Genomic DNA, 25236 nt, shown 5'->3' with positions numbered 1-25236 from the left:
CCCGTTTCAATTATTGGCATGGAAACTTACGAATAGCGGCCGCGTGCGGTGCGGCTCTCATTTTGGTCGCTAACCTGCCACCATTTGGCGGGTCTGTCACCCTTGAAAAAAGGAGATCCGAACAGAGCGCCCGCATCCGGAAATGGATGCGCAGACGGAGGAAGCCCAGCCGCTCAAACCCAGAATTGCGGGATCGTCTCAGCTAGGCGCGGGCCGATCCTGAGCGGCGCGATCTTTTCCGCCAACCCCGTCCGGTCCGAAATCTCGATCCCGACGCCACAGATGGTCGCCGGGCCGGATGCCGCTTCGAAGCGACCCTTGGGCATCTTCGAGATGAAGCGGTTGAGCGGCTCTTCCTTGTCCATCCCCAAGGACGAGTCGTAGTCGCCGCACATGCCGGCATCGCTCATATAGCCGGTGCCACCGTTGAGTATCTGATGGTCCGCCGTCGGCACATGGGTGTGCGTGCCGACCACCAGGCTGGCACGCCCGTCGACGAAGTGGCCGAAGCATTGCTTCTCGCTCGTGGCCTCGGCGTGAAAATCGAAGACGACTGCATCGGCCTGCTCGCCGAGCGGGCAGGCGTCGAGGATCGCCTCGGCCGTCTTGAAGGGATCGTCGAGCTCGGGATGCATGAAGACGCGCCCCATGACATTGGCAACCAGAACGCGGGCGCCGTTTCGCGCGAAGAAGAGATTGGAACCGCGACCCGGAGTCCCGCCAGGATAGTTTGCCGGCCGCAGGAACTGATCGTGCCGCTCGCAGAAGACCACCGCCTCCTTCTGATCCCAGACGTGATTGCCGGTGGTCACTACGTCGGCACCGGCGCTGATCGTCTCGAGAAAGATGTCTTCGGTTATGCCGAATCCGCCGGCAGCGTTCTCGCCATTGACGATGACGAAGTCGAGCTTGAGATCGCTCACGAGTCCCGGGAGGCGCTCCCAGACGGCCATGCGGCCCGTCTTGCCCACCATATCCCCCAGAAACAGAAGTCGCATGCCGTTCAATCCCGCTTGGACCAAGGCAATCTGGATCGACTCCAATTCATGCACGTGGTCGGTTCAATGAATTTTAAGCAGGATGTGGCGGAATCCGCGCAAAATCCTCATCCCGCTCAGAAATGCCGAAAACCGCTCTCCGTCAATACGGCGTCCAGCGCCACGTCGTGCGGTTCAGCCGGCACTGATGCCACTTCCTGGCAGTCGAATGCAATCCCGATCAGGCGCGGCATGTGGCCTTTGCGGCGCAGCCGGTCGATCGCCCGATCATAATAGCCGGCGCCATAGCCGATCCGATGGCCCACGGCATCGAAGGCCGAGAGCGGTACGAGCATGATGTCCGGATCGACTTCCGGCGCATCGGGGCCGGGGCCGGTGGTGCCGAAGCCGGTTTCGACGACCGCGATGCCATCGAGCAGTTCCCGGAACACGATGGCCTTGCTGTCCAGGATCACCGGCAGGCAGAGGCGCGCACCGCGATCCCTGAGCCGCACCATCAGCGGCCGGACGTCGGCCTCCGAACGGATCGGCCAGAAGCCCGAGACGACGTGTCCGGGATCGAGCGCGATGACCTCGGCCGCATGATCGGCCATGGCAAGGCTCGCCTCGATACGCGCTTCCGCCGGCATGGCATCGCGGAGCGCCAGGCGCTCCTTCCTCAAAGCTGCTTTCAGATCCTTGGGTGACATCCAACCTTCCCCTGCGGGCGAATATTGCCGCGGTGATCAACCTCAACGCCATGCCATAGCGCAAAACGACCCCGAAGCGGAACCATGCGGGCGCCGCTTTCGCAATACTTCGCGACTCGTGCGTGTGCCACAATGGCTTAGGGCTGCCAATTCTCGAAGGAAGTTGCCTCAGAGCATCCAGTGCAGATGCCGGACTGCGTCACGGTGGCGCCGGTCTTCCTCGCATCCGAGGCGATACGTGGCGGGGATAGCGGCGTCTGCCAGAAGGTGCCGGTCGCCGCGGCGGCTCACCAGCGCCCATTGCGTGCGAAGCGAAAGCCACAGCCGCCAGCGCGCAAGGGCCGTCGCAAGCGGCGGGGAGGAGCTTCTGACGGGCTGTGCTGAGACGACCAGAACGGGCATGGCGAGGACCTCGGAAGGATGGCGACAGGTCCATCTTTGCGCCGTCCTTGACATGTGACAAATGAATTGCAACCATGCCTGTCATCAGCATTTCTTATGGCAGCGACATGACCGCACCGCTCGACAGCGACCTGCTCAGAACCTTCCTGGCGGTGGCCGACACCGGCAATGTCACACGCGCTGCCGACATGGTGCGGCGCACCCAATCGGCCGTCAGCATGCAGATCCGCAGGCTTGAGGATCTCATCGGATCCGCGCTCTTCGAACGCCATTCGCGTGGCGTGATACTGACCGTTGAGGGCCGGCGCCTTGTCGACAATGCGCGCCGGATCGTTACCCTTCTCGACGATACGGCTGCGGCGATGCGCTCACCGGCGCTCGACGGGTCCGTCCGGATCGGGATTTCCGAGGAATATGTCAATTCCACCCTGCCGAAGGCGCTCGGCGCTTTCGCGGCCATTCATCCCGGCGTCGAAGTGACGGTGCGTCAGGAAACCTCCATGGCCAACTCGGCAGCGCTCGCGGCCGGAGAACTCGACATCGCCGTCGTCTTCGAGCCGGGCGGACGAACCCGCAGCGAGGTTCTGATGGTAAACCCAACCGTTTGGGCGACCTCCGAGCAGCATGGCACCCATTTGCGGCAGCCCCTGCCCATCGCGACCTATACTTATGCGGAAGGCGGCTGGTGCGACGACCTGGCCCTGCGCAGCCTGACGACCCGGAATATCGAGAACCGCGTCGCCTATGTGAGCCGCACGAGCGGCGGGCTCATCGCCGCCGTCGTTTCAGGCCTCGCCATTGCGCCCCTGTCGCGAAGCACCATACCGCCCGGCTGCCGCGAGCTTACCGAGGCGGATGGCTTCGGCATCATCGATATGTCGAATGTCGTGCTGCGGACGAGACGCGGGAACCGGTCGCCGACGGTCGAGGCGATGGCGGATGCAATCCGCCGCGCGTTCCGGGCACCGAGCGAGAAGGAAAGGGAAGAAGTGCGATCCACGACGACCGATGGAGAGTTTACGATCCCGGGTACCTACTAGGTAGGTGGGCACCGTATGCCCGGACCCACGGGTCCGGCCAGGGACAGTTCCCTTGAGATCGTGTATGGCCCCGGGGATTGTGGTTCCTGTCGGGAAGCGCAGATCGCCCGGCAGATATAGAGCGTCCCGGGGCTTTTCACCAGAGCCGGATGCCGTGGAGCTGCATAATTTCTGCGAAATCGCAGGCCGGACTCAATTTGCCGGGGGAGTCGGCCGCCCGTTGAGCTTGGCGGCGATGTCCTGAATCTGCGCCGTCACTTCACCGAGCGCCGAGGCAAGCGCCTCCTCGCTTCTCGTGTGATCCGAAAGCGCGGTGTCGCGGCCTCTCTTCAGATCGTCCACTTCGGCCTCGATACTCTTCAGCCGGCGATTGACCTCGCTCAACTCGTCCATGACCATGATGCCTGCCATGACGGTGATCCTGAGGTCGCCTATTTCGCCGAACTGGGCCTTCAGATGGCCGACATACTGGTCGAACCTGGTCGCGAGGTCGCCGAGGTGCTCTTCCTGCCCTTCCTCGCAGGCCATGCGATAGGCCTTGCCGTCGATCGTTACCGTCACCTGCGCCATACGTTCAGAACCTCAGCGATCCAGCACCGCGCGAATGGTCTCCATCGCCGTCACGAGACGACGGGATACCTCGCGATTGACCTCTTCCAACCGGTTGGCGCGGAATTGGGATTGGTCGAGTTCCTGTGCCAGGCGAGACCGGTCCTCATTGACCCGCCTGACCTCGCCTTCGAACTCGCTCACATCCTTTTCCTTGTCGAAGCGGCCGTCGATCGCGATTTCAAGTGACTGAACCGCGTTGCGCAACTCGTCGATCGCCGCCTTGACCGTCTTTGCCGGCATGTCTTCCGATACCTCTCTAGGGGGAGCGGCTTCGCCCTGCCCTAAAACAAAGTGCGGAGCGCTTGCACCTTGCCTGGACGGGCCTCGCTCCAAGGCCGAATCGTAGAGCTTTCATCACTTCGGCCCTTTTCTTTTTAAACCTATTACGCAAGTCTCAACAATGCCAAGCGCGGCATTGAACTGCGGAAGCTGTGGATGGTCGATTTCGCCTCCCGAACCGGCAACCGGCCGGCGGCGTTCCTGCCGTTCGAGAGACACCGCGCGGGGGCCGCCGCATTTGGTCGCGGAGGGCCCGTATTTATTGACTCGGCTCACGCACCTGCTATGTGTCTGCCGCTTCTCATGCGGTCTTTGGAGGATAGAGACCGTCCCCTGACCACCGAACGCAAACGGAACAGTCATGATCTCTCGCGAAAAACACGACCGGATGGCGAATGCAATCCGCTTCCTCTCCATGGACGCCGTCGAGAAGGCAAATTCCGGCCACCCCGGCCTCCCGATGGGCGCCGCCGATATCGCAACAGTGCTGTTCACCCGCTATCTGAGCTTCGACCCTAAAAACCCCGCCTGGCCGAACCGCGACCGCTTCGTCCTGTCGGCCGGCCATGGGTCCATGCTGCTCTATTCGCTGCTCTACCTCACGGGCTACGACGACATCACCATCGACGAGATCAAGAACTTCCGCCAGCTGGGTTCGCGCACGGCGGGCCATCCGGAATACGGCCACGCCGCCGGCATCGAGACGACCACCGGTCCGCTCGGCCAGGGCATTGCCAATTCCGTCGGCATGGCGATCGCCGAACGCAAGCTGCGCGAGGAGTTCGGCAGCGAGTTGATGGAGCATTATACCTATGTGCTGGCCGGCGACGGCTGCCTGATGGAAGGCATCAGTCAGGAAGCGATCGCGCTTGCCGGCCACCTGAAGCTCAACAAGCTGATCGTCTTTTGGGATGACAACAACATCTCGATCGACGGTCCGATCTCCATTGCCGACTCGACCGACCAGCACGCCCGCTTCCGCGCCAGCAAATGGCACACGATCGCCATCGACGGCCATGATCCCGAAGCGATCGCCGCCGCGATCGAGGAAGCCCAGAAGTCCGACAAACCGACCATGATCGCCTGCAAGACCGTGATCGGCTTCGGTGCGCCGAACAAGGCCGGCACGCACAAGGTCCACGGCTCCCCGCTCGGCGCCGAGGAAATCGCCGCCACCCGCAAGGCGCTCGGCTGGGAAGCCGAAGCGTTCACGGTTCCCTCCGACGTGCTCGACGCCTGGCGCATCGCAGGCCTGCGGTCGGCCAAGGCGCGCAAGGAATGGGAAGAGCGGCTCGAAGCCGCAGAGGCGGAGAAGAAGGCGCAGTTCGTCCGCCGCTTCTCCGGCGAGCTCGAAGGCAGCCTCGCCTCGGCGATCGGCGCCTACAAGCAGAAGCTTGCCGAGACCAAGCCCTCGCCGGCGACGCGAAAGGCTTCGGAGGATGCGCTGGAAGTCATCAACGGCGTACTTGCCGAGACGATCGGCGGCTCCGCCGACCTGACCGGCTCCAACAATACCAAGACGAGCCAGACACACTCCATCACCCCGGACGATTTCTCCGGCCGTTATATCCACTACGGCGTGCGCGAGCACGGCATGGCGGCCGCAATGAACGGCATGGCGCTGCATGGCGGCCTCATCCCCTATTCCGGTGGCTTCCTGATCTTCTCGGATTACTGCCGCCCGTCGATCCGCCTTGCCGCGCTCATGGGCATCCGCGTCATCCACGTGCTCACGCATGATTCCATCGGTCTCGGCGAGGACGGGCCGACCCACCAGCCGGTCGAGCACATGGCCGCGCTTCGGGCCATCCCCAACCTTCTGATGTTCCGCCCCGCGGATGCGACGGAGACCGCCGAATGCTGGCAGCTTGCCCTGGAAAACCGCAAGCGCCCCTCCGGTCTTGCGCTCACCCGCCAGAACCTGATGGCGGTGCGCACGGAATATGAGGAGCAGAACCTCTGCGCCCGCGGCGCCTATGACCTGATCTCCGCAAGCGATGCGCAGGTGACGATCTTCGCCACCGGCTCGGAAGTCGAGATCGCCGTCAAGGCCTGCCAGACGCTGACCGCCAAGGGCATTGCGACGCGCGTCGTCTCCGTCCCCTGCTTCGAGCTTTTCGCCGAGCAGAGCGAAGACTACCAGCAGGCAATCATCGGCACGTCGCCGGTCAAGATCGCCGTCGAAGCCGGCATCCGCCAGGGCTGGGACCACTTCATCGGCAATGACGGCATCTTCATCGGCATGTCGAGCTTCGGTGCTTCGGGCCCCTACAAGGATCTCTACAAGCACTTCGGCATTACGCCGGAAGTCGTGGTTGCGTCCGCCGAAGCCAAGCTGTCCTGATCAAGCCAGGAGGACATTCCCCGATGCCCTCCTTTCCACCCCACGCATTCTGACAGGGAGAGACCCGATATGACAGTGAAAGTCGCCATTAACGGTTTTGGCCGCATCGGCCGTAACGTTCTCCGCGCCATCGTCGAATCCGGCCGCACCGACATTGAAGTCGTTGCCATCAACGACCTCGGTCCGGTCGAGACCAATGCTCACCTGCTGCGCTTCGATTCCATCCACGGCCGCTTCCCGGCCGACGTGAAGGTCGACGGCGACGCGATCGTCATCAACAAAGGCAAGCCGATCAAGGTGACCGCCATCCGCAATCCGGCGGAACTGCCGCACAAGGAACTCGGCGTCGACATCGCGATGGAGTGCACCGGCATCTTCACCGCCCGTGACAAGGCAGCCGCTCACCTGGAAGCCGGCGCAAAGCGCGTCATCGTCTCGGCCCCGGCCGACGGTGCGGACCTGACCGTCGTCTACGGCGTCAACCACGACAAGCTGACCAAGGATCATCTCGTCATCTCCAACGCATCCTGCACGACCAACTGCCTGGTACCGGTCGCCAAGGTGCTGCACGATGCCATCGGCATCGATCACGGCATGATGACCACGATCCACTCCTACACCAACGACCAGCCGTCGCTCGACCAGATGCACAAGGATCTCTACCGCGCCCGCGCCGCGGCGCTGTCGATGATCCCGACCTCCACGGGTGCGGCCAAGGCGGTCGGCCTCGTTCTGCCGGAGCTCAAGGGCAAGCTCGACGGTATCTCGGTGCGCGTGCCGACCCCGAACGTCTCGGTGGTCGACCTGAAATTCGTCGCCAAGCGCGAGACGACCAAGGAAGAGATCAACGCCGCCATCAAGGCTGCCGCCGACGGCCCGCTCAAGGGCGTTCTCGGCTACACGCTTCAGCCGAACGTCTCGGTCGACTTCAACCACGACCCGCATTCCTCGGTCTTCCACATGGACCAGACCAAGGTGATGGAAGGCAAGTTCGTGTCGATCCTGTCCTGGTACGACAATGAATGGGGCTTCTCGAACCGCATGGCGGATACGGCGGTTGCCCTGAGCAAGCTCCTCTAAGACCGATGTTCCGGGCCCTTTCCTCAACGACGGTGCGCTGGCGCCCGCTCGAAGGGGAAGGGCTCGAACATCTGACGCTCAGGACTTTCGACACATCGCTCGGCGCGGCCATCCGCGCCGAAAGCGTTCTCATCGGCGAACGCGGCGCAACGGCCTATGGCGTCCGCTACCGGATCGACTGCGATGCCGCCTGGCGCGTCTTTTCCTTTCTCATAGAGACGACCCAAGGGCTGAGGCTGCACCTCATGTCCGATGGGCACGGCCATTGGCGCAAAGCAGACGGAACGGCCTTGCCGCAATTCGACGGCTGCGTCGATATCGACCTCGCCGGCACGCCCTTTACGAACACGCTGCCGATCCGCCGCCTGGGCCTCACCCGGCAATCCGGCACCGCCAGGCTCGACATGCTTTACGTGCCCTTCGACAGCTTCGAACCGACCGTCGACGGTCAGCATTACACCTGCCTCGACGACGGCAAACTCTACCGTTACGAGGCGGCGGACGGCAGCTTCACGGCGGACCTGCCAGTGGACGAGGATGGCCTCGTCATCGACTACCCTACCCTATTCCAGAGACTATCACCGGAGACCATCTGATGACTTTCAAGACTCTCGACGATCTGACCGACATCGCCGGCAAGCGCGTTCTCGTGCGCGTCGATCTGAACGTGCCTGTCAAGGACAATCAGGTGACCGACACCACCCGCATCGAGCGCGTGGCGCCGACCATTCGCGAACTCTCCGAGAAGGGCGCGAAAGTCGTTCTGCTCGCGCATTTCGGCCGGCCGAAGGGCGAGCCCGTCGCCGGCATGTCGCTGAAGGCGATCGCCCCCGCCGTCGAGGAGATTCTCGACCAGCGCGTCTATTTCGCTGCCGACTGCATCGGCGACAAGGCCGCCAACGCCATTGCCGAATTGAACGACGGCGAAGTGCTGCTGCTCGAGAATACCCGCTTCCACAAAGGCGAGGAGAAGAACGATCCGGACTTCGTGACGGCGCTCGCCGCCAATGGCGACATCTATGTCAACGACGCCTTCTCCGCCGCCCATCGCGCCCATGCCTCGACCGAAGGGCTTGCTCATCACCTTCCCGCCTATGCCGGCCGCACCATGCAGACGGAGCTCGAAGCGCTTGAAAAGGGACTCGGCAATCCGAAGCGCCCGGTGGTTGCGATCGTCGGCGGCGCCAAGGTCTCGACCAAGATCGACCTTCTGCAGAACCTCGTGAAGAAGGTCGACGCGCTCGTCATCGGGGGCGGCATGGCCAACACCTTCCTCGCGGCGCAAGGCGTCGATGTCGGAAAGTCGCTCTGCGAGCACGATCTTGCGGAGACCGCCAAGGCTATCCTCGCGGCCGCCTCGGAAGCGGGATGCGCAATCGTTCTTCCGGTCGACGGCGTCGTTGCCCGTGAGTTCAAGGCCGGTGCGGACAACGAGGCCGTCGATATCAACGCCATCCCTGCCGACGCCATGGTGCTCGACGTCGGGCCGAAATCGATCGATGCCATCAACGAATGGATCTCCCGCGCCGAAACCCTCGTGTGGAACGGCCCGCTCGGCGCCTTCGAGATCGCGCCGTTCGACAGGGCGACCGTGGCAGCCGCGAAACACGCGGCATCCCGCACGCGCGCAGGCTCGCTCGTCTCCGTCGCCGGGGGCGGCGACACGGTCGCAGCGCTCAATCATGCCGAGGTCGCGGACGATTTCACCTATGTCTCGACCGCCGGCGGCGCCTTCCTCGAATGGATGGAAGGCAAGCCCCTGCCGGGCGTCGATATTCTCCGGCAGCGGAACTGAGCCCCGCTACGGTGCTCTGCATGCAAGGTGCGTCGCATTGATTACTCATGCGACGCGCCTATCGCCTCGATAGCCGAACCCGACAAGCTGATCCAGATTCGAACGCCTCGTCATGCAGGTGACATGCACCTTCGCGCCGGAACTAAGCCACCCAAAATAATCACGATTTTTCAAACGATTAAAATTATTTAAATCGTTTTAGCCCGTTTTACTGCCATTTTCCCGCACGGTATCTTCTGTTAACGCGGCTTTGTTCCCGGGGCGCGAAAGACGGTTCTGCGCCTCGCTCCGAGATTGGTTTCATTCGCTGTTCCGATTGCTGGTCAGCGCTGCGTGTAGGAGAAGAATATGAGCGAAAGACTGGAAGACATTGCGGTTGCCATGGTGGCAAACGGCCGCGGCCTGCTTGCGGCCGACGAGTCGACCGCGACGATCAAGAAGCGCTTCGACAGCATCGGCCTGGAGTCCACCGAGACGTCGCGCCGCGACTATCGCGAGATGCTGCTGCGCTCGGACGATGCGATGCGCGAGTATATCTCCGGCGTCATCCTCTATGAGGAAACACTGTTCCAGAAGGCTGCCGACGGCACGCCCCTCACCGACGTCATCCGCAATGCGGGCTCGATCCCGGGGATCAAGGTCGACACCGGTGCCAAGCCGATGGCCCATTTCCCGAACGAAACGGTAACCGAAGGCCTCGACGGGCTCGCCGCCCGCCTTGCCAGATATTATGAAGCCGGCGCCCGCTTCGCCAAATGGCGGGGCGTGATTGCGATTTCCGACGCTCTTCCGACCTGGGGCGCGATCAGGGCCAATGCCCATGCGCTCGCCCGCTATGCCGCGCTGTGCCAGGAGGCGAAGATCGTACCGATCGTGGAGCCGGAAGTGCTGATGGATGGAGCCCCCGGCGATCACTCGATCGAGCGCTCGGAAGAGGTCACCGAATGGGTCCTTCGCACCGTCTTCGAGGAACTTGGCGAACTCCGCGTCAGCCTCGAAGGCATGATCCTGAAACCGAGCATGGTGATCGACGGCAAGAAGGCGCGCAAAGCGTCCGTCGATGAGGTCGCCGAACGCACCATCAAGGTGCTGAAGCGCACCGTTCCGGCGGCTGTTCCCGGCGTCGCCTTCCTTTCCGGCGGCCAGTCGACCGAAGAGGCGACGGCGCACCTTTCAGCCATGAACGCGGCGCACGACCTGCCCTGGAAGCTTACCTTCTCCTATGGCCGGGCACTGCAGCAGGAAGCGCTCAATGCCTGGGGCGGCAAGTCGGAAAACGTCGCGGCCGGCCAGCGCGCCTTCGCCCATCGCGCCAAGATGTGCAGCCTCGCCGCCAAGGGAAGCTGGACGAAGGACTTCGAAAAAGCCGCCTGAGCGCCAGAATAGTTAGAGGGAGCGAGGAGAGGCCCGGTGACAGCGATGCCGCCGGGCCTTTTTTATGGCGCCCCCTTGCTGCCTCGACAATTGTCAGGGAGACAAGTTCGCTGTTCAGCGGCGCCGGCGACGACTTTAAATCTACGCCATCTGCGACCGACCGGAGGGCCCCATGAACACCGTCTCCTTCATTACCGTCGACGTCTTCACGACCGACCGTTTCGCCGGCAATCAGCTTGCCGTCATCCCGGATGCACGGGTCTTGAGCGACGCCCAGATGCAGGCGATCGCCACGGAGTTCGGCTATTCCGAAGTCACCTTCGTCCTTCCGCCCGAAAATCCGGAGAACACCGCGCGCGTGCGCATCTTCACGCCGACGACCGAAGTGCCTTTCGCCGGCCACCCGAATGTCGGCACAGCCTTCGTGCTCGGCCGGCAACGGGAAGTCTTTGGCCGCAAGCCGGGCAGCGCATTGCGTTTCGAGGAAAAGGCGGGCCTTGTCGAAGTGACTCTTCTCGGCAGTGACGGCATCGTCACGGGCGCAAGGATCGTCGCCCCGCAGGCGCTGCAAATCGGACCCGCCATAGACGCCGCGACGATTGCCGCCTGCGCATCGCTGCGCCAGGACGACCTCGTCGACCGAACTCATCCGCCGGTGCGCATTTCGGTCGGTCTGCCCTTCTCGGTCGCTGAGGTGCGCAACGTCGAAGCCCTTTCGACAGCGCGGCCGAACGTCTCGGCCTTCGAGCAGGCGAATAGCCGCTATCCGCTTGCGGAAGACAGCTTCAGCCTGTTTCTCTATGCCCATACGCGCGAGCGGCCCGGCCATATAAGGGCACGCATGTTCGCTCCGCTCGACAACGTCATCGAGGATCCGGCAACCGGCAGCGCCTCGGCGGCGCTCGGCGCTTACCTCGTCTCGCTGCTTCCCGAGGCCGACGCGAAGGCCGAACTCGTCATCGAACAGGGCGTGGAAATGGGGCGCCGCAGCCTCATCACGGTCGGTGTCGACAAGAGGAACGGCACAGTCCGCAACGTCAGCGTCTCGGGCGACTGCGTTTCGGCGATGCGCGGGGAGATCTTGATCTGATCGCCGGAATGTTCAGCGCCTCCCGACCTTGCACTCTGTGAGCGCGTCGAGGAGCGCGCGGAAGCGCGGATCGTCGCGTATGAGGTCCAGGTCCGGATCCTGGTTGAACCACTGGACATGGTAGCTGGAGCTCAGCGGCACCACGGTTTCCAGCAGTTCCAGCGCGCGCTCGCCCTCACCGAGGAGCGAATGGACGCAGGCTGCATTGTACCGCGCGACGATATCGTCCGGATCGATCGCCAGCGCGCGAGATACCCATTCTTTCGCACGTTCCGCCTCGCCCATATGCGCCAGCGCCAATGCACCGCGATGCGCCGGGCTGGCATTTTCGGGGTTCCGCTCCATTGCGCTTTGCGCTCTTTCGATGCCGATCCGCGCCCAGCGCTGGCGCTCGGTCTCCATACCAAGGGACAGGTGGCAACCCATCAAATGGATCGGCGAAAAGTAATCGTCCGACCGGATTTCCGCCGCGCGCTCGAAGAACCCGATCGCTTCCCGGAATCGGCCCTGCGCAAAGAGGAAACGGCCATAATAGAGATTCGCCTCATAGAGCGAAGGATCGAGCGCCAGAGCCTGCAGAAACTCACGGCTTGCCTCCTCCGTCTGGCCGTGGTGGTTCAATGCGAGCCCGCGCGAGGCATGCGCTTCCGCCAGGTTCGGATCGAGCGCGAGCGCCCTGGCGCTCATGTCGAGTATGCTCTCCAGCGGGAACTCCTTTTCGTGCCAGTCCCTGATCGCACATTCGCACTCGGCGATGCCGGCATAGGCACGCGCATAGTTCGGGTCGAGTTCGACGGCCTTCAGGAACATGCGGCGTGCGAGCAGCAGATAGGGCCGGGTCCACGTATGGGAGAACTGACGACCGCGGAGATAGTACGTATAGGCCTCCACCGAGGTCGTCGGGTCGCTTTCGATCGCCCTCTTTTCCTCCGGCAGAAGCTTTATCTTGAGCTGGTCGACGATGGCATGAGTGATCTCGTCCTGAATCGCGAAAATATCCGTCAGATCGCGGTCGTAGCGGTCGGCCCACAGATGCCCGCCGGTCTGCGCGTCGATCAACTGGCCGGTGATGCGCACGCGCCCGCCCGCCTTGCGCACGCTGCCTTCGAGGATGAAGCGAACGCCGAGTTCATGGGCGATCTGCTTAACCTTCACGGACTTGCCCTTGTAAGTGAAGACGGTGTTGCGGGCGACGACGTGCAGGCGCGAAATCTTCGAAAGGTCGGTGATGACGTCCTCTGTAATGCCGTCGGAGAAATATTCCTGCTCGGGATCATGGCTCATATTGGTGAAGGGCAGGACGGCGATCGATAGTTCGTAGCCGCGGTCGACGACGCCGGACGGCTCCCCACGCTTGCCGAGCGAATTGCCGCCGAGCGACACCGTATAGACGCGGACGGTCGATGCGATGTTCTTCAGGCTGTATTCGCCCTTGTCGATGAAACCGACATCGAGTCTCGAGCCGACATGGTCCCGCACGGACGCAGAAACGGCGATGCCGGAAGGATCGGCAAGCCCTTCGAGGCGCGCCGCGACATTGACGCCATCGCCGAAGATGTCGCCGTCCTCGACGATCACGTCGCCGAGATGGATGCCGATCCTGAGTTCGATGCGCCTGCTCTTCGGCAAGCCTTCGTTGCAGGCGAGCATGCCGCGCTGAATCGCGGCGGCACAGGCAACGGCGTTCACCACGCTCGAAAACTCGACGAGCATGCTGTCTCCCGCCAGTTTGACGATTCGGCCTTTATGTTCGGCGATCTTTGGTTCCAGCAGCTCGCGGCGATGGCGCTTCAGCGCCGCGAGCGTGCCGGCCTCATCCGCTCCCATGAGGCGGCTGTAGCCCACGACATCGGCTGCGAGAATGGCGGTGAGACGACGTTCCAACAGAGCCTCGATCTTCATCTTGTGGCCGAGCACGGTAATTTAACCTTTTCCTGTCGTCATGTCGTGCGGAGATAGAGCAACTTGAGCGCGACAATAGCGCGGCCCTTTCCCAAGTTGCTGTTTCTCAAGGAACGCCGAAGCCGCCGGATTTCTAAATCTCGTGCGGCACGCAGGAGGCTCAGGGACGCACGAGCACCGTGACCATCATCACGACGATGGCGAAGACGGCAATCTTCCAGAAATCGCGGCGCTGCCTCAGTCCCGGATAGCCGAGCGGCTTGATGAGCTGGACGCACATGGCCAGCAGCAGGAGAACCGTCAGTGCCTTTGACATTCGCTCATTTCCGGGAAGATCCGCTGCAATGGGAGCGACGTCATACGGACGTCACTTTTCGTCGCATAGAGGGCTATTGTTTTCGCCGTCGATTTGCAATGACCGGTGGTATTGATTTCCATCGGCAGAGCGGCGGTCCTCGTCACGACACGCCGAAGGGCGAACGAATTCCGGGTGGACGATGAGAAATAACCTGCTTCCCGTTGCCGCGCTGCTGCTTGGCACCCTGTTTCTCTTCCTCGGAAACGGTCTGCAGGGCCTGCTCCTGCCGGTGCGCGGCACCGCGGAGGGCTATCCGACAACCATACTCGGTCTGTTCGGCACGCTCTGGGCCACCGGTTTCGTACTTGGCTGCTTCTTCGCTCCGAATGTCGTCAAGCGCATCGGGCATGTGCGCGCCTTCAGCGTGTTCACGGCCCTGATCGCCATCGTTTCGCTGCTGACGGGCATTCTGATCGACCCGGTCTGGTGGCTGGCGCTGCGCGCGGTGACGGGTTTCTCCACTGCCGGAACGTCGATGATCATCGAAAGCTGGTTGAACGAGCGCGCCACCAATGAGAGCCGCGGCGTGATCTTCTCGCTCTATATCGCCATCACCCTTTTCGGCGTCGTCGGCGGCCAGATGATGATTCCCTTCGGCGAGACGTCCACGACCTTCTTCTTCATGATCTGCGGCATTCTCTATTGCGTAGCGATGCTGCCGACGCTGTTGTCCAGGGCCGCCTCGCCGCAGCCGCTGAAACAGGTCCGCCTCGACCTGCGCGGCCTCTACCGCAATTCGCCGGTTTCCTTCCTCGGCATCCTGCTCATCGGCATCGCCAACGGCGCCTTCGGCACGCTCGGCGCGGTCTTCGGCCGCCAGGCCGGGCTGTCGGACAGCACCGTCGCGGCGATGATGAGCGTGGCGATCTTCTCGGGCGCCGTCATGCAACTGCCGGCCGGCCGCATCTCCGACCGCATCGACCGCCGCTATGTGCTTGCCGCGCTCGCCGGGGTCGGCGCTTTCGCCGGCCTCCTGATCTTCCTCGTCGAGCCCGGCCAGGTCTGGATCGTTCTGACGTTGATCGCGATCTACGGCGCAGCCGCCAATGCGCTCTACCCGATCGCGGTTTCCCACGCCAACGACTTCGCGACCCCCGAGGATTTCGTGAAGGTTTCGGGCGGGCTCCTGCTGCTCTACGGCATCGGCACGATTATCGGCCCGACGATCGGCGGGCCGATAATGACCGCCAGCGGGCCTTATGGCCTCTTCATGATCACGGCCTGTGCGCATATGCTCATCACTGCCTATGCGATCGTCCGCAGCCGCCGGCGCGCACCGGTGCCCGCGGCCGAGCGCGAAAACTTCTCGCCGGTCAATGCCGGCACGGCGACGACGCCGGAGAGCCTGCAGCTCTCGCCGCGTGCGGCTCCGCTGGAGGAACTGCCGGACGAAGGCGCCGACGATCCCCAGGAAGAGGAGAGATCGAATGAGCCTGTTTGACGATGACCAACCGAAAAAGAAGACCGAGCACGAGATCGGCAGCGATCTTTCGCTGCTCTCCGTGGACGAACTGACCGCGCGCATCGCGCTTCTGACGGAGGAAATTGCAAGACTCGAAGCGGAAAGGCACCGCAAGTCGGCGAGCCGTTCGGCCGCCGAAAGCCTTTTCCGGTGAGCGCGGGATGGAATGGTTCGGCACTTTAATCCAGAAGAATGCTTAGGCTTTAACCGCAAATTAAGCATTTTCTGCGATTGTCCGAGCATCCGGTCCTTCCGGACTCAGACAATTTCACCGACTGGCGAATGGGTCTGATTTTTCTCCCTGTTTTACCTTGAGAGCCGCTTCACGCGGCTCTTTTTTTGCTTTGCGACAGGGCGGTCTCCAAAGAAGTGTGGAGATTAACCCTTTCTTAAGAATGCTCTTGCGCGGAATGCGGTATGGGATCATTCTTCGAGCATGGAGGGGCCTCAGGAAACTTTTCCCAGAGCCGCCCGTTTCCTGACAGTTGTGATGCGTTGGAACCAGGGAATACAGGCATGTCCGAAAGAGGATTGAATACCGTCAGTTTCGCCGGTCACGCTGCGTCTTCGGCGCAGTTCAAGGCGCTCTACGCTGAAGGGATGGGCCTGGTCGAGGAAACGGCAAGCTATCTCGATGGCCCTGGACGCACCGCCGCCAAGGTGCTGCCGCGCATGGCATCCGTTCTCTATGCTGCCGAGTCGATGCGCCTCACCACCCGGCTGATGCAGATGGCGTCATGGCTCCTGCTGCAGCGCGCCGTCAACAATGGCGAGATGAGCCGCGAGCAGGTGCTGTCGGAAAAGAGCAAGGTGCGACTCGACAGCTTCAACGTCGACCGCAGCGCGCCGGGCTGGAACGATCTGCCGGAGAGCTTCCGCGAGCTCATCGAGCGGTCGCTCCGGCTGCAGAACCGGGTCGCATTGCTCGACCGCGAGATTTATCGGCCGCAGGAAGCGACGACCTTCGTTCCGGACAACCAGAACGGCGTCAAGGCGCAGATAAAGCTGCTGCAGACGGCCTTCGGAGCGAGTTGAGCGAGGCAGAATCCTGCCGCTGTAAGCCAAAGCCCGGCCATGTGCCGGGTTTTTTGTTGGCGCGGGCGTGATTGCGGTTGGATCCTCGGGTCAAGCCCAGGGTCAAGCCTAAGAATCCATGCACGGACGACTTGAGCGACAAAGCACCTGCCCAAAGCCGGGCAGGAAAGAGCGGCAGCCAACAAAAAAGCCCGGCAATGCCGGGCTTCGAAACACGCTGTCGAGCGGCTGAAATCAGAGGCCGAGGCCTTCGAAGCGCTTCTTGAACTTGGAGACGCGGCCGCCGCGGTCGACGAGCTGCTGGTTGCCGCCGGTCCAGGCCGGATGCGACTTGGGGTCGATTTCCAGGTTCATGGTCGCACCTTCCGTACCCCAGGTCGAGCGGGTTTCGTATTCGGTGCCGTCGGTCATGACAACCTTGATCGTGTGGTAGTCGGGATGGATGTCTGCCTTCATAACAATCTTCCTAGAGTTCCAGGGTCCAATTGTCGCAAGGCATTGCGACTTTGGGACCGAACACGTAAATGAAGCCGCAGACCGCTCTTGGGCCGCGGCTTCCCAATTCGATGCCGTGCCTATACATGAAGGTCTGCGGGATAACAAGTGCCGCGCGGAAGACTTGTGATCTCTGCATGGTTCGTCGGATCGGCACGGTCCGGGGCGCCAGCAGATCGCAGTCGCACAGCTCTGGCGCCTCGGCGGCGCACAGGCCTGTGGCCCCGTGACAGGCGAACGGGGGGCTATGTGCCAAGACAAGAAAAACAACCGCCGGCGCGCAGGTCCATCCGCCCGCTCGCAACCGTGCTGCCTTATCTCTCACGTTACCGCGGCCTCGCGATCGGCGCCGCCGTCTCTCTGACCGTCGCAGCGGCCACCACGCTGACCCTGCCGCTGGCCGTTCGACGGATGATCGATCACGGCTTCTCCAGCTCCGATTCCGGCTTCATCAACACCTATTTCTCCATGCTGATGGTGCTTGCAGTGGTCCTCGCCCTTGCCAGTGCCGCCCGCTATTACTTCGTGATCTCGCTCGGCGAGCGCATCGTCGCCGATCTCAGACGCGACGTCTTCGCACGCGTCATGCAGCTCTCGGCCTCATTCTTCGACGTCAATCAGTCCGGCGAAATCGTCTCGCGGCTGACGGCCGACGCGACTCAGATCAAGTCGGCAGTGGGTGCGACGGCATCGGTGGCGCTGCGCAACCTTATCCTCTGTCTCGGCGCAATGGGCATGATGGTCTATACGAGCCCGAAGCTTTCGAGCCTCGTGCTTGCGGCGATCCCCCTCATCGTCTTCCCCCTCGTCGGCTTCGGACGCTCGGTACGCCGGCGTTCCCGCGAAGCGCAGGACATGCTCGCGGCCGCCTCCGCCTATGCCGGGGAAGCGATCGCCGCCACCCGCACCGTGCAGGCCTTCAACGGTGAGGAGAGCGCGCGCTCGCGCTACGGCAGCGCTGTGGAGGCGGCCTATCGCGCCGCGCGCGCTGCGACCAAAGCGCGCTCGGTGCTGACCGCCTTTGCCATCACCATGGTCTTCGGAAGCGTCGTCGCCGTGCTCTGGTTCGGTGCGCGGGACGTCCTGGCGGGCTCGCTTTCCGCGGGGACGCTCGGTCAGTTCCTGCTCTATTCCGTTTTTGCGGCAGGCAGCCTCGGCGCACTCTCGGAAGTGTGGGGCGAGCTCTCTCAGGCGGCGGGGGCCGCCGAGCGTCTGAACGAGCTGCTGAACGAAGTGCCGGAGATCGGGGCGCCCGAGCATCCGGTCGCAATGCCCGTCCCTGCCGCCGGTGCGGTGGAGTTCGACGGTGTCCACTTCGCCTATCCCGCCCGGCCGGACTATAAGAGCCTCCGAGGCTTGAGCTTTGCGGTAAGACCGGGCGAGACGGTGGCCATCGTCGGCCCGTCCGGCGCCGGCAAGAGCACGGTCTTCTCGATGCTCCTGCGTTATTACGACCCGGCGAAAGGCACCATCCGCGTCGACGGTACGGACATACGCGCCGTCCATCCCGAGGATCTGCGGGAGAGACTTGCGATCGTGCCTCAGGACGTGACCATCTTCGCCACCTCGGTGCACGACAACATCGCCTTCGGCGTGCCGGACGCAAGCCGTGAAGCGGTGCGCGCCGCCGCCGTCGCGGCGCAGGCCGAAGAGTTCATCGGCAGGCTGGACCAGGGCTACGACACGCTGGTCGGCGAGCGCGGGGTGACCCTTTCGGGCGGTCAACGCCAGCGCATCGCGATCGCCCGCGCCATCCTCAAAAACGCTCCGATCCTCCTTCTCGACGAGGCCACCTCGGCGCTCGATGCGGAGAGCGAAACGCTGGTGCAGAAGGCGCTTGAGAACCTGATGCAGGAGCGTACGACGCTCGTCATCGCCCATCGGCTCGCCACCGTGCTCAAGGCGGATCGCATTCTGGTAATGGAGCACGGCCGTATCGTCGAGGAAGGAACCCACGAATCGCTGATCCGCCAGGGCGGGCTTTATGCGAAGCTTGCACGGCTCCAGTTCGATCACGGCGCAGAAGCACTGTTCGTCGGCTCGCCCGCGCCTATTTCTCCGTGAGCTTGAGCTCGATGCGGCGGTTCTGCGCGCGTGCTTCCTGGCTTTCGCCCGGTGCGATGGGCTGATACTCCCCGAAGCCGGCCGCCACCAGCCGGTCGGCCGGGACGCCTTTCGAGATCAGGAACTTGACGACGGACGTCGCGCGGGCGGACGACAGTTCCCAATTGTCCCGGAAGCGCCCTATCCCCGACAGCTGAACGTCGTCCGTGTGGCCGTCCACGCGCAGCACCCAGTTGATCTCCGCCGGGATCTCCTTGGCAAGGTCGAGAAGGGCTGTCGCAAGTTTCGCCATCTCGGTCTGCCCTTCCGGGTTCAGGTCGCTGCCGCCCGATGGAAAGAGCACTTCCGACTGGAACACGAAACGGTCGCCGACGATGCGGATGTTTTCCCGATCCGACAGGATTTCCCTCAGCCTGCCGAAGAAGTCCGAACGGTAGCGGTTGAGCTCCTGGACACGCTGCGCCAAGGCGACGTTCAGCCTGCGGCCGAGATCGGCTATCTTGGCCTGCGAGGCATCGTCCTTCGCCTCCGATGCCTGGAGTGCGCCTTCGATGGCGGCGATCTGGCTGCGAAGCGCTGCGATCTGCTGGTTCAACAGTTCGATCTGGCTCATGGCCCGGGCGCTGACCTGCCGCTCGTTTTCGAGCTCGGAGCCAAGCCGGCCGATCTTTTCGTCGGCGACTTCGGCACTGCCGGCGCCCCGGTCGAGCAGGGCCTGCAGGCGGGACCGCTCGCCTTCCGACTGTGAAAGCGACGCCTGCAGGTTGGCGAGCGAATCCTCGAGATCCTGCTTGCCGCTTTTCTCGAGCGCCAGGAGCTGGGTGAGTTCGTTGATCTGGCTGTTCAGCCGGTTGAGCACCTCGTCCTTGCCGCTGATCTCCCGGCCGAGCAGGAACTGCGCGGTGACGAAAACGCTGAGCAGGAACATGATCGCCATGAGCAGCGTCGAGAGTGCGTCGACGAAGCCCGGCCAGTAGTTGATCGCCCGCGGATCGCGGCGTCGGGAAAGCGCCATGGTCAATCCCCTCCGCCGTCTTCGATGCGGCTGAGCTTCGCCTGTCCTGCGGCCTTCTCGCTTTGCACGGTGATCCGGTCGGCCTGGCCGATGCGCGCCGTCAGCCGGTCGAGCGTCTTGCGCATCGCCTTGGCTTCCTCCTGCTGCGCCTCGATCCAGTCGCGCAGCATCTGCTGCTCGCCGCGCATGTTCTTGACGAGGCCCTGGATGCCTTCGGCGAGGCTCGCCATGGCCGCGGTGGTGCGCTGGTTCACGCCGCCGTCATGCGTCAGGCGCGTAAGCTGGTCGGTGAGCCGCCGCAGCTCTTCCACCGGAGCGCCGTCGGTCATGTCGCCCGGCGAGGAAAAACCGGAGCTGACGTCGGTTACCGACGAAAGCCAATTCTCGAGCTCCGTATAGAAGCGATTCTGCGCGCGTCCCGCCTGCAGATCGAGAAAGCCCACGATGAGCGAACCGGAAAGACCGAAGAGCGAGGCGGAGAACGCCGTTCCCATGCCGGTGAGAGGCGCCGAAAGGCCGCTCTTGAGGGAGCTCAGGAGATCGTCGGTGCTGCCGCTTCCCGCATCCAGCGACTGGATCACGGTGTTGATGGAACCGATGGTGCCGAGCAGGCCCCAGAACGTGCCGAGCAGGCCGAGGAAAACGAGAAGTCCGGCGAGATAGCGGGTGATGTCGCGCGACTCGTCGAGGCGCGCAGCGATTGAATCCAGGATGGACCGGAGCGCGGCCGTCGAGATTGCCGTCGTTTGGCGCCCCCCGATGAGAGCACGCATTGGCGCAAGCAGCACCGGATCGCGCCCGACCTTATCGGCGCTGCCGGCGGCACGGAAGGAGTTGAACCAGCGAACCTCGGGTCTGAGACTGAGGACATGGTTGAACGCCAGCAGGATACCGATCACGAGCACGCCCAGGATCAGCCCGTTGAGGCCGGGATTGCCGGCGAAGGCCTCGCTTGCCTGGCGGAAGAGGATTGCAGCGACGAAACCGACGATGATCAGGAAAAGGACCATCGTCCAGAAATAGGGCATCGGGCTCGAAAGCTTGTGCGGACCGTAGTCCTCCTCCACGTCTTCGCGATCGCGCCACCCGGACAGATTCAGTTTCGCCATAAGTTCGCCAGTCTCCCGGTTTTGCGGCAGTTTCCGCGCCTGTCCGACGAACAAGAGGCCGGCCGCATCACTCTGAATCGCTGCACCATTCCCAAATCGGAGACGATCGAAGAGCGGTGCTGCCGATGGCCGCAGGCCATCCGTATTGGCCCGGAGACTAGTGGAAGTTTGCGCCGAATTGAAGGGAAAACAAAGGGCACGGCACTAAAGCGCGTCGCATTCAAATCGAAAACATACGGCGCGCTTCAGCTTGCTGTTTTATGCATGTTGCCGTCCCGGAAACGTTGCACCGTTCCGGGCGAACTATATTGCCGTTACTTGGACGGAATCGGGCGCTGGATCACCTCGCGAAGCGCCTTTGCGATATGCTCGTTGCCGCAGACGATCGAACCTGCTTCCAGCGGTTTGCTGCCGCCTTCGGCATCGGTGGACCACCCGCCGGCCTCGCGGATGAGCAAGAGGCCGGCAGCCATGTCCCAGGCGGCAAGGTCCCGTTCCCAGAAGCCGTCGAAGCGGCCGGCCGCAACATAGGCGAGATCGAGCGAGGCGGAGCCCATGCGGCGAATGCCGGCGACCTCGCCCATGACGTGGCGCAGCTCGACCAGATACTTGCCGTGATTGCCGCGGCCGAGATGGGGCGTGCCGGTCCCGATCACGGCATCGGAGAGGGCCTTGCGCGCGCCGACGCGCAGGCGTCGATCATTCAGGAAGGCGCCGCCGCCTCGCTCGGCGGTGTAGAGCTCGTCCGTCGCCGGGTTGAAGACGACCGCGCCGACGATCTCGCCCTGGCGCTCGAGCGCGACGGAGATCGCGAAATGCGGAATGCCGTGCAGGAAATTGGTGGTTCCGTCGAGCGGATCGACGATCCAGCGATGGGCGCCGTCCGTTCCCTTGATCTCCTCGCCCTCCTCGCCGAGGAAGCCGTAGGTCGGGCGAGCCTTCATGAGCTCCTCACGGATGATCCGCTCGGCCTTGCGGTCCGCCTGCGAAACGTAGTCGGCCGGTCCTTTCAAGGAAACCTGCAGGTTCTGTACTTCGCCGAAATCGCGTGCCAGCGACTTGCCGGCCTTGAAGACAGCCTGGACCATGACATTGAGAAGGGCGGAGCGGGCCATACGGCAATTCCTCTAGCGAAGGCCGGCCGAGACCGCTCGACCGGACATTGAACCTGTCTGACAGTCCGCATGCGGGCCGCAGCTCGAAGCGCGGGCAGGAGAACCGTCGTCAAAAAACCGAGTGAGATGTCACTCCGTCCGCGGCGGCACAGGGGTGGGAGGCCGCAGACAAAACCGGGGCTTCAAGACCACAAAAACCCCGGAAGTTCAAGCGAAATAGATCGGGTCTGCCGGGCGTGTCAGGTCGAGCGATATTTGTTTGCCGCCGCCAGCGCCGATTTCTGCTGCGTTTCGTTGAGGCCGAGATAGAAATCCTCGAGCGCATCGTCCTTGAGGCCGGCCCGGCGCGAGAGCACGTACCACTTTGCCGCCTCCACCGGGTTCGGACGGGTTCCAATGGCATTGACGTAGAGATGGGAAAGCCGGTTCTGGGCGACGACGTTGCCGCTTTCGGCGGCGCGTTTCATCCAGGCAAACCCCTCTTCGAGATTGCGGTCGCCGGCAATACCCTCGATCAGCCAGATGGCAATGTCGAGCTGGGCGGTATCATAGCCCGCCCGCGCCGCCCTGAGCAGCCACTCGCGCGCACGGGCCCGCTTGCTCTCCTCTATGCCGTCGACATTGAGATAGATCTGCGAGAGCGCATACTGCGCATCCGCAATGCCCTGCTCGGCGGATTTCTCGTAATAAGGCATCGCCGCCTTCAGCCCCCGCTCGCCCGGCATGTCGGCCACGAGCGTTTGCCCGTAGTTGAACTGGGCCGAGGCGTTGCCGAGATCGGCAGCCTTCTTCATCAGTTCGTCGGCCTTCTTCCGGTCGCGCTTGACGTAGCGGCCCTCCATCAGGATCAGGGCATATTTGAACATGGCCGCCGGGTCGCCATTGTTCGCCGCCTGGCCGTACCAGAACGCCGCCGCCTTGGCGTCGCGTGCAACGCCGAGACCCTGTTCCAGGATCGCGGCGACAAGCGTCTGGGCGGCGGGGTCGCCGAGCTGGGCCCGCGGCAAGGCAAGGTCGATCGCCGTCAGGTAGTACCCTCGCTGGAAGGCGCCGTAGGCTTCGTCGATCTTGCCGGTGAAGGGCTTTTCCTCGGGAAGAGCCGGCAATTCGGCTCCCATGCGATCGAAAACGGTGACGCCCTTCGAAGGCGCACTGCCGTCGCCGGGCTTCGGCTTTTCCGGAGCGGCCGTTGCCGGTTTGCGCTCCGCATCCTCCGGCAGGACCGCGCCGTTGAAAGGCGTGATCCGCCCGCGCTTCGACGCGCTGCCCTCGTCGGCCGGCGCAGGCGCGACCGGTTGCTGAGCCACGGCGGGCGCGACTGCAAGAAGCATCGCGGTGGCAAGGGCTGCGGGCCGGCTGGATTTGACGAGAGAGCGGATTACCATCGGCAGGTCTTAACCTTCAAACCGTGGCGCTTTTTCGTCAAGCAATGCGTTGACCGCCGCAACCACCGACGGCGCCTGACCGGCCTCGCCGAATACGGCAAGGCGGAGCGCAACGAACTCGGCACCGGTTTCGGCGACCGGAAGCGCGGATTGCGGATCCGTGCCGCCCATGACGATGCAGGGAATTTCGATCATCGACGCCCACCATTCGGCGAGTGCCAGGTTCTTCGGATGCGCCTCCGGCTTTATGTCGCCATCCGTGCGGCCAAAGAAAACGTAATCGGGCCGCAGCTCGCCGATCTCGAGCGCATGGTGACGGTCTGTGGCGTTGCCGCCGCCGACGATCAACTTCGGCGCGTGCCGCTCGATCGCATCTGCAAGCGCATCCGGACCGCCGGCGATGTGGAGACCGTCCGCCTTCGCCCGTCCGGCGACGCGCGTGTCGCCCTCGATCAAGGCCGCGGCGCCGGCCTGCTGGATAACCGGCACGAGCGCTTCCGCATGCTTCTGGAAATCCGCATCGCCGAGCGCGTATTGCGGCACGATCACGGACGCTACGTCGCCGCCCCTCAGCGCCTCGCCGACGAGTTTCGCGCGTTCCGCGCTATCTGCGATGTCCGGAACGACCAGCACGAGGCGGCAGCGGTCTTCAATGTTGCTCATGGGTCAATCCTGGCGATCTCGCTTCGGGCCGGAAGCCGGCACTCGATTTCATTGCGGAAAACCGATAGACGGAGATGACAAAAGGATCAACCGCCGCCAATGCTTCCCGACATCGACTTCTATCTCGTTGCCGTTCCGGCCGTCGTGCTCGTTGGCCTGTCCAAGGGGGGCATGGGCGAGGCCCTGTCGCTGATGGGCGTCCCGATCCTGTCCATGGTCGTTTCGCCCGTACAGGCCGCGGCGCTGCTCCTGCCGATCCTCATCGCCATGGACATCGTTTCCCTTTTGATCTGGCGCAAGCACGGGGATCGGCAAACCCTTGTGATGCTCCTCCCGGGCGCCCTCGCCGGCATCGCGGTCGGCTGGGCCACGTCCGCCTATGTGCCCCGCGATGCGCTGAGGTTGATCATCGGGCTCATCACCGTCGTCTTCGTACTGCGCTATGTCTACACCCTGTGGCGCAGCCGCAATGGTCCGCCCATCCAGCCGAAACCGCAGCGCGCCGGTCCGGCAGCACTCTGGGGCTCCTTCGCCGGCTACGGCAGCTTCGTCGCCCATGCCGGCGGTCCGCCCTTCCAGATATACGCACTGCCGCTGAAGCTCGCGCCGCGCGAATATACCGGCACCATCGTGCGCTTCTTCGCGACCCTCAATGCGGTGAAGCTCATCCCCTATTTCGCCCTTGGCCAACTCGATCTCAGCAATCTCAAGACCTCGGCAACGCTCTTCCCGCTGGCCATGGTCGCGACCGCCTGCGGCGCCTGGACCGTTCGGCGGATGAAGGCGCAGGTCTTTTATCCCTTCATGTACACGATGGCCTTCCTCGCCGGCTCGAAGCTCGTATGGGATGGGCTCCGGAGCATCGTATCGGGAGGAGTGTAGCGGGTGCTGCTGTGCGAAGCACATTCCGCACCGCACAATTTTCTTGCC

25 protein-coding genes, 1 other RNA gene and 1 pseudogene are annotated in these 25236 nt (G+C 63.3%); 12 read left to right on the top strand and 15 right to left on the bottom strand.

The genetic code is table 11. The annotated features are described in order from the left end of the window. Nucleotides 1–173 precede the first annotated feature (173 nt). The 4 genes from BHD07_RS01410 to BHD07_RS01395 all read right to left on the bottom strand — a co-directional run bounded on the left by BHD07_RS01410 (nucleotide 174) and on the right by BHD07_RS01395 (nucleotide 2336). The gene (locus BHD07_RS01410; RefSeq protein WP_100673060.1) at nucleotides 174–998 is read right to left on the bottom strand and encodes a TIGR00282 family metallophosphoesterase; all 825 of its coding nucleotides are present in this window, start codon (nucleotides 996–998) and stop codon (nucleotides 174–176) included. Nucleotides 999–1114: 116 nt separating this feature from the next. After that, entirely contained in the window at nucleotides 1115–1687 is a 573-nt protein-coding gene (locus tag BHD07_RS01405; RefSeq protein WP_026168795.1) for a 5-formyltetrahydrofolate cyclo-ligase, read from the bottom strand. 168 nt (nucleotides 1688–1855) lie between these two features. Next, the gene (locus BHD07_RS01400) at nucleotides 1856–2089 is read right to left on the bottom strand and encodes a hypothetical protein (protein WP_100672971.1); all 234 of its coding nucleotides are present in this window, start codon (nucleotides 2087–2089) and stop codon (nucleotides 1856–1858) included. A gap of 94 nt (nucleotides 2090–2183) precedes the next feature. Continuing rightward, a complete protein-coding gene (locus BHD07_RS01395) occupies nucleotides 2184–2336 on the bottom strand; it encodes a hypothetical protein (protein ID WP_234819246.1) in 153 nt (50 codons plus the stop codon). Here BHD07_RS01395 and BHD07_RS01390 point away from each other — a divergent pair. After that, a pseudogene (locus BHD07_RS01390) lies at nucleotides 2278–2988 on the top strand (LysR family transcriptional regulator); the annotation flags it as partial. The gene BHD07_RS01395 and the pseudogene BHD07_RS01390 overlap by 59 nt on opposite strands. 90 nt (nucleotides 2989–3078) lie before the next feature. Here BHD07_RS01390 and ssrS read toward each other — a convergent pair. The 3 genes from ssrS to BHD07_RS01375 form a co-directional block, all read right to left on the bottom strand. Further along, a non-coding RNA gene (ssrS, locus tag BHD07_RS01385) (6S RNA) lies at nucleotides 3079–3237 on the bottom strand. Between the two features lie 84 nt (nucleotides 3238–3321). Continuing rightward, nucleotides 3322–3699 (bottom strand): cell division protein ZapA, encoded by a 378-nt coding sequence (locus BHD07_RS01380; RefSeq protein WP_100672970.1) that lies wholly within the window; start codon nucleotides 3697–3699, stop codon nucleotides 3322–3324. A gap of 12 nt (nucleotides 3700–3711) precedes the next feature. After that, nucleotides 3712–3981 carry a DUF4164 domain-containing protein gene (locus BHD07_RS01375; RefSeq protein ID WP_018096826.1) on the bottom strand — a complete coding sequence of 90 codons (270 nt, stop codon included), beginning with the start codon at nucleotides 3979–3981 and terminating at the stop codon, nucleotides 3712–3714. 400 nt (nucleotides 3982–4381) lie between these two features. On the opposite strand from BHD07_RS01375, the gene tkt reads away from it, so the two are divergent. The 6 genes from tkt (at nucleotide 4382) to BHD07_RS01345 (ending at nucleotide 11703) form a co-directional block, all read left to right on the top strand. Then, nucleotides 4382–6364, top strand: coding sequence for a transketolase (gene tkt / locus BHD07_RS01370; protein WP_018096825.1), 1983 nt, complete (start codon nucleotides 4382–4384; stop codon nucleotides 6362–6364). A gap of 69 nt (nucleotides 6365–6433) precedes the next feature. Then, entirely contained in the window at nucleotides 6434–7444 is a 1011-nt protein-coding gene (gene gap / locus BHD07_RS01365) for a type I glyceraldehyde-3-phosphate dehydrogenase (protein WP_100672969.1), read from the top strand. Nucleotides 7445–7449: 5 nt separating this feature from the next. Beyond that, on the top strand, nucleotides 7450–8040 hold the full coding sequence (locus BHD07_RS01360) for a putative glycolipid-binding domain-containing protein (RefSeq protein ID WP_100672968.1): 591 nt from the start codon (nucleotides 7450–7452) through the stop codon (nucleotides 8038–8040). Next, nucleotides 8040–9239 (top strand): phosphoglycerate kinase, encoded by a 1200-nt coding sequence (locus tag BHD07_RS01355; RefSeq protein ID WP_018096822.1) that lies wholly within the window; start codon nucleotides 8040–8042, stop codon nucleotides 9237–9239. Before BHD07_RS01360 ends, BHD07_RS01355 begins: the two co-directional genes overlap by 1 nt. A gap of 348 nt (nucleotides 9240–9587) precedes the next feature. Continuing rightward, nucleotides 9588–10613, top strand: a complete 1026-nt coding sequence (locus tag BHD07_RS01350; protein WP_100672967.1) for a class I fructose-bisphosphate aldolase — start codon at nucleotides 9588–9590, stop codon at nucleotides 10611–10613. 172 nt (nucleotides 10614–10785) lie between these two features. Beyond that, entirely contained in the window at nucleotides 10786–11703 is a 918-nt protein-coding gene (locus BHD07_RS01345; protein ID WP_100672966.1) for a PhzF family phenazine biosynthesis protein, read from the top strand. Between the two features lie 12 nt (nucleotides 11704–11715). On the opposite strand, the gene BHD07_RS01340 is transcribed toward BHD07_RS01345, so the two are convergent. Together BHD07_RS01340 and BHD07_RS01335 are read right to left on the bottom strand one after the other, a co-directional pair. Beyond that, nucleotides 11716–13620, bottom strand: coding sequence for a TPR end-of-group domain-containing protein (locus BHD07_RS01340; RefSeq protein WP_100672965.1), 1905 nt, complete (start codon nucleotides 13618–13620; stop codon nucleotides 11716–11718). Nucleotides 13621–13765: 145 nt separating this feature from the next. Next, a complete protein-coding gene (locus BHD07_RS01335; RefSeq protein WP_018096818.1) occupies nucleotides 13766–13921 on the bottom strand; it encodes a hypothetical protein in 156 nt (51 codons plus the stop codon). 181 nt (nucleotides 13922–14102) lie between these two features. Here BHD07_RS01335 and BHD07_RS01330 point away from each other — a divergent pair, with 181 nt between their 5' ends. The 3 genes from BHD07_RS01330 (at nucleotide 14103) to rcdA (ending at nucleotide 16460) form a co-directional block, all read left to right on the top strand. Next, nucleotides 14103–15404 (top strand): MFS transporter, encoded by a 1302-nt coding sequence (locus BHD07_RS01330; RefSeq protein WP_100672964.1) that lies wholly within the window; start codon nucleotides 14103–14105, stop codon nucleotides 15402–15404. Next, the gene (locus BHD07_RS01325) at nucleotides 15391–15579 is read left to right on the top strand and encodes a DUF1192 domain-containing protein (protein WP_100672963.1); all 189 of its coding nucleotides are present in this window, start codon (nucleotides 15391–15393) and stop codon (nucleotides 15577–15579) included. The genes BHD07_RS01330 and BHD07_RS01325 overlap by 14 nt, the downstream gene beginning before the upstream one ends. A 362-nt stretch (nucleotides 15580–15941) precedes the next feature. After that, a complete protein-coding gene (rcdA, locus tag BHD07_RS01320; RefSeq protein ID WP_100672962.1) occupies nucleotides 15942–16460 on the top strand; it encodes a protease adaptor protein RcdA in 519 nt (172 codons plus the stop codon). 234 nt (nucleotides 16461–16694) lie between these two features. Here the strand turns inward: rcdA and rpmE are convergent, their stop codons facing one another. Further along, complete coding sequence (rpmE, locus tag BHD07_RS01315; protein ID WP_010970183.1) at nucleotides 16695–16916, bottom strand: 50S ribosomal protein L31; 222 nt, start codon at nucleotides 16914–16916, stop codon at nucleotides 16695–16697. A 288-nt stretch (nucleotides 16917–17204) separates the two neighbouring features. Between rpmE and BHD07_RS01310 the strand changes: the two genes are divergently transcribed. Next, nucleotides 17205–19019: an ABC transporter transmembrane domain-containing protein gene (locus BHD07_RS01310; protein ID WP_100672961.1), complete on the top strand. Its 1815-nt coding sequence runs from the start codon at nucleotides 17205–17207 to the stop codon at nucleotides 19017–19019. Here BHD07_RS01310 and BHD07_RS01305 read toward each other — a convergent pair. The 5 genes from BHD07_RS01305 to BHD07_RS01285 form a co-directional block, all read right to left on the bottom strand. Next, nucleotides 19006–20034, bottom strand: a complete 1029-nt coding sequence (locus tag BHD07_RS01305) for a peptidoglycan -binding protein (protein WP_100672960.1) — start codon at nucleotides 20032–20034, stop codon at nucleotides 19006–19008. The genes BHD07_RS01310 and BHD07_RS01305 overlap by 14 nt on opposite strands. A 2-nt stretch (nucleotides 20035–20036) precedes the next feature. Continuing rightward, complete coding sequence (locus BHD07_RS01300) at nucleotides 20037–21143, bottom strand: MotA/TolQ/ExbB proton channel family protein (protein WP_100672959.1); 1107 nt, start codon at nucleotides 21141–21143, stop codon at nucleotides 20037–20039. A gap of 314 nt (nucleotides 21144–21457) precedes the next feature. After that, nucleotides 21458–22258 carry an inositol monophosphatase family protein gene (locus tag BHD07_RS01295; protein ID WP_018096807.1) on the bottom strand — a complete coding sequence of 267 codons (801 nt, stop codon included), beginning with the start codon at nucleotides 22256–22258 and terminating at the stop codon, nucleotides 21458–21460. Between the two features lie 239 nt (nucleotides 22259–22497). Next, nucleotides 22498–23643: a tetratricopeptide repeat protein gene (locus BHD07_RS01290; protein WP_100672958.1), complete on the bottom strand. Its 1146-nt coding sequence runs from the start codon at nucleotides 23641–23643 to the stop codon at nucleotides 22498–22500. 9 nt (nucleotides 23644–23652) lie between these two features. After that, complete coding sequence (locus BHD07_RS01285) at nucleotides 23653–24306, bottom strand: thiamine phosphate synthase (protein WP_100672957.1); 654 nt, start codon at nucleotides 24304–24306, stop codon at nucleotides 23653–23655. Between the two features lie 99 nt (nucleotides 24307–24405). Between BHD07_RS01285 and BHD07_RS01280 the strand changes: the two genes are divergently transcribed. Continuing rightward, complete coding sequence (locus BHD07_RS01280; protein ID WP_100672956.1) at nucleotides 24406–25188, top strand: sulfite exporter TauE/SafE family protein; 783 nt, start codon at nucleotides 24406–24408, stop codon at nucleotides 25186–25188. Nucleotides 25189–25236: the final 48 nt, after the last annotated feature.

Source organism: Sinorhizobium sp. KGO-5, assembly GCF_036245905.1.
Taxonomy (GTDB): Bacteria; Pseudomonadota; Alphaproteobacteria; order Rhizobiales; family Rhizobiaceae; genus Sinorhizobium; species Sinorhizobium meliloti_A.
This window is presented reverse-complemented; position numbering and strand designations above follow the sequence as displayed.

Excerpts from the sequence above, each read along its gene's own strand:
- BHD07_RS01330 (WP_100672964.1), top strand. The coding sequence starts at position 14,103 with ATGAGAAATAACCTGCTTCCCGTTGCCGCGCTGCTGCTTGGCACCCTG.
- BHD07_RS01355 (WP_018096822.1), top strand. The coding sequence starts at position 8,040 with ATGACTTTCAAGACTCTCGACGATCTGACCGACATCGCCGGCAAGCGC.
- rcdA (WP_100672962.1), top strand. The coding sequence starts at position 15,942 with ATGTCCGAAAGAGGATTGAATACCGTCAGTTTCGCCGGTCACGCTGCG.
- BHD07_RS01280 (WP_100672956.1), top strand. The coding sequence starts at position 24,406 with ATGCTTCCCGACATCGACTTCTATCTCGTTGCCGTTCCGGCCGTCGTG.
- rpmE (WP_010970183.1), bottom strand. The coding sequence starts at position 16,916 with ATGAAGGCAGACATCCATCCCGACTACCACACGATCAAGGTTGTCATG.
- gap (WP_100672969.1), top strand. The coding sequence starts at position 6,434 with ATGACAGTGAAAGTCGCCATTAACGGTTTTGGCCGCATCGGCCGTAAC.
- BHD07_RS01400 (WP_100672971.1), bottom strand. The coding sequence starts at position 2,089 with ATGCCCGTTCTGGTCGTCTCAGCACAGCCCGTCAGAAGCTCCTCCCCG.
- BHD07_RS01410 (WP_100673060.1), bottom strand. The coding sequence starts at position 998 with ATGCGACTTCTGTTTCTGGGGGATATGGTGGGCAAGACGGGCCGCATG.
- BHD07_RS01290 (WP_100672958.1), bottom strand. The coding sequence starts at position 23,643 with ATGGTAATCCGCTCTCTCGTCAAATCCAGCCGGCCCGCAGCCCTTGCC.
- BHD07_RS01345 (WP_100672966.1), top strand. The coding sequence starts at position 10,786 with ATGAACACCGTCTCCTTCATTACCGTCGACGTCTTCACGACCGACCGT.
- BHD07_RS01405 (WP_026168795.1), bottom strand. The coding sequence starts at position 1,687 with ATGTCACCCAAGGATCTGAAAGCAGCTTTGAGGAAGGAGCGCCTGGCG.
- BHD07_RS01360 (WP_100672968.1), top strand. The coding sequence starts at position 7,450 with ATGTTCCGGGCCCTTTCCTCAACGACGGTGCGCTGGCGCCCGCTCGAA.
- BHD07_RS01325 (WP_100672963.1), top strand. The coding sequence starts at position 15,391 with ATGAGCCTGTTTGACGATGACCAACCGAAAAAGAAGACCGAGCACGAG.
- BHD07_RS01305 (WP_100672960.1), bottom strand. The coding sequence starts at position 20,034 with ATGGCGCTTTCCCGACGCCGCGATCCGCGGGCGATCAACTACTGGCCG.
- tkt (WP_018096825.1), top strand. The coding sequence starts at position 4,382 with ATGATCTCTCGCGAAAAACACGACCGGATGGCGAATGCAATCCGCTTC.
- BHD07_RS01295 (WP_018096807.1), bottom strand. The coding sequence starts at position 22,258 with ATGGCCCGCTCCGCCCTTCTCAATGTCATGGTCCAGGCTGTCTTCAAG.
- BHD07_RS01350 (WP_100672967.1), top strand. The coding sequence starts at position 9,588 with ATGAGCGAAAGACTGGAAGACATTGCGGTTGCCATGGTGGCAAACGGC.
- BHD07_RS01285 (WP_100672957.1), bottom strand. The coding sequence starts at position 24,306 with ATGAGCAACATTGAAGACCGCTGCCGCCTCGTGCTGGTCGTTCCGGAC.
- BHD07_RS01380 (WP_100672970.1), bottom strand. The coding sequence starts at position 3,699 with ATGGCGCAGGTGACGGTAACGATCGACGGCAAGGCCTATCGCATGGCC.
- BHD07_RS01375 (WP_018096826.1), bottom strand. The coding sequence starts at position 3,981 with ATGCCGGCAAAGACGGTCAAGGCGGCGATCGACGAGTTGCGCAACGCG.
- BHD07_RS01300 (WP_100672959.1), bottom strand. The coding sequence starts at position 21,143 with ATGGCGAAACTGAATCTGTCCGGGTGGCGCGATCGCGAAGACGTGGAG.
- BHD07_RS01335 (WP_018096818.1), bottom strand. The coding sequence starts at position 13,921 with ATGTCAAAGGCACTGACGGTTCTCCTGCTGCTGGCCATGTGCGTCCAG.
- BHD07_RS01395 (WP_234819246.1), bottom strand. The coding sequence starts at position 2,336 with ATGAGATCCTCAAGCCTGCGGATCTGCATGCTGACGGCCGATTGGGTG.